Genomic DNA, 2,586 nt, shown 5'->3' with positions numbered 1-2,586 from the left:
TGCGCGTTTCGCGGGATCGTGAGCACGGATTTCAGCGCATCGTGAGCAACGATTTCAGAGGATCGTGAGCAGCGATTTCAGGCGATCGTGAGCAACGTTTGGCGGTGCCGGACGCTTCGACCGACAACTCAACCGGGCTACGGATTTCTCATTCAACCAATGAGGAAGCCTGATGCCTACCGAGAGATTGTCGATGCGCCGGATCCGAGAAGTTCTACGTTTGAGGCACCAGGGCCTGACCGAGCGCGTCATCGCGCGGACGTTGGGAGTGAGCAATGGGGTCGTACACGGTTATGTGCGTCGCGCCCGCCTTGCGGGGCTGACCTGGCCGCTGCCGGAGGGCCTGGACGACGAGAACCTTGAACTGCTGCTGTTTCCGGCGCCGACGGCAGCCTCGCAAAGCGACCGGCGCCCGACACCGGATTGGGCTTATGTCGAGAAGGAGCTGCGCCGCCGCAGCGTGACGCGCCTGCTGTTGTGGGAAGAGTATCGCGCCGCCAATCCGGACGGCTTTGGCTATACCTGGTTTTGCACGACGTTCGAGGCCTGGAAGCAGCGGGCCCGGCCAAGCATGCGTCAGACCCACGCCGGTGGGGAGAAGGTATTCGTCGATTTCGCCGGCGACACCATCGATATCTTCGATCCCATCACCGGCGAAGTGCGCGCCATGAAGCTGTTCGTCGCGGCGATGGGGGCCTCGAACTACACCTACGCCGAGGCCTGCCCAAGCGAGAGCCTGTCCGACTGGATCGGCGTGCATGCCAGCCTGTTCAGGTATCTCGGCGGCGTGCCGAAGTTCGTGGTCTGCGATAATCTCAAGGCCGCCGTGACCAACCCCGATCGCTACGATCCCGGGATCAACCGCACCTATGCTGAGATGGCCGGCCATTACGGCACCGCGATCCTGGCGGCCCGGCCGAGGCGACCAAAGGACAAGGCCAAGGTTGAGGTCGCAGTCCAGATCGCCCAGCGCTGGATCCTGGCCCGCCTGCGCAACCAGCGCTTCTTTTCCCTGGCGGAGCTCAATACCGCCATCCGCGGGCTCGTCGTCGAACTCAACGCCCGCCAGATGCGCGGCTTCGGCTCCAGCCGGACCGAACTGTTCGCCGAGATTGATCGCCCCAGGTTGAGAGAACTGCCGGACCAGCCCTACGTCTTTGCGCGCTGGAAGCGTTGCCGTGTCGCCCCAGATTATCACGTCGAGATCGACGGCCATTGGTATTCCACCCCTTACCGCCTGATCCGTGAACTCGTCGATGTCCGTATCGCCGACAAGACCGTCGAGGTCTTCCACAAGGGACAGAGGATCGCCAGCCACGCCCGTGCGCCCAACCGGCGCGGCCACACCACGATTGCCGATCATATGCCCAGCGCCCACCGCCGCTACGGCAAATGGACAACGGGAGGGCTGATCGCCGCCGGCGAGAAGATCGGTCCATCGACGGCGGCGTTCTTCCAGGTCGTCATCGAAGCCCGGCCGCACCCCGAGCAAGGCTTTCGCACCTGCCTCGGTATTCTGTCGCTGGCCAGGAGCTACGACCATGCGCGCGTCGATGCCGCCTGCCGACGCGGCATCCTGATCAAGGCTCGCTCCGTCGCCTCGATCCGTTCGATCCTCAAGAGCGGCCTCGATCGCGCTTTCCTCGACGAGACGTCCGACCACCAGCCCCTGCGCCACGGCAACATCCGCGGTCAGGGCTATTTCCACTGAACCAGGGAGACTCCAATGCTGACACACCCCACCCATGAACGGCTGATCACGCTTGGCTTGACCGGAATGGCCAAAGCCTTCGAGGAGCAGCGACGATCACCGGACCTCGACGCCCTGCCGTTCGAGGAGCGCATCGGGCTTCTCGTCGATCGCGAAGCCGCCGAGCGCGACACCAAACGTCTCACGACCCGTCTCAAGTTCGCCGCGCTACGCCAGAGCGCATGCGTGGAAGACGTCGATTTGCGCACGCCACGCGGCATCGACCGCAGCGTCTTCGCCAGACTCGTCGGCGGCGACTGGATCGACCGCAACGAGAACCTGCTCATCACAGGGGCAACCGGGCTCGGCAAAAGCTGGATTGCCTGCGCCCTCGGCCACAAGGCCTGCCGCGACACTCGTTCGGTCCAGTATCACCGCGTCCCGCGCCTGTTCGAGGCGCTCGCCCTGGCTCGCGGCGACGGCCGATATGGCCGGCTGCTCAAAACCATCGGCCGCGTTCAACTTCTGATCCTCGATGATTGGGGCCTGTCAGTTCTAAATCCGCCCGAACGGCGCGACCTTCTGGAGATCCTCGATGATCGCCACGGTCGCGCCTCCACCATCGTCACCAGTCAGGTCCCTGTTGAACATTGGCACGACGTTATCGGCGACCCAACCCTCGGCGACGCCATCCTGGATCGCCTCGTTCACAACGCTCACCGTCTGCAACTCTCCGGAGAAAGCATGCGAAAGCAGAACGCCCGCAATCAAACTCTTGACGCCAACTCAAACCCCTGAACCAATCACCCATGTCGGTCAAAGCCGCTGCTCACCATCGCGCGAAACAGCTGCTCACGATCGCCTGAAATCGCCGCTCACCATCAGCGAAATGCGCA

At 63.5% G+C, this 2,586-nt stretch carries 2 protein-coding genes; both read left to right on the top strand.

What is annotated here, in order from left to right; translation table 11 throughout:
• Nucleotides 1–172: 172 nt before the first annotated feature.
• A complete protein-coding gene (istA, locus tag IVB42_RS17525; RefSeq protein ID WP_247361339.1) occupies nt 173–1,711 on the top strand; it encodes an IS21 family transposase in 1,539 nt (512 codons plus the stop codon).
• 15 nt (nt 1,712–1,726) lie between these two features.
• Nucleotides 1,727–2,488, top strand: coding sequence for an IS21-like element helper ATPase IstB (istB, locus tag IVB42_RS17520; RefSeq protein ID WP_247356441.1), 762 nt, complete (start codon nt 1,727–1,729; stop codon nt 2,486–2,488).
• The last annotated feature ends 98 nt before the right edge of the window (nt 2,489–2,586 follow it).

Origin of the sequence: Bradyrhizobium sp. 45, assembly GCF_023073155.1 — a bacterium.
Classification (GTDB): Bacteria; Pseudomonadota; Alphaproteobacteria; order Rhizobiales; family Xanthobacteraceae; genus Bradyrhizobium; species Bradyrhizobium canariense_D.
The sequence above is the reverse complement of the archived record's forward strand: the minus strand, read 5'-3'. Positions and strand labels throughout refer to the sequence as shown.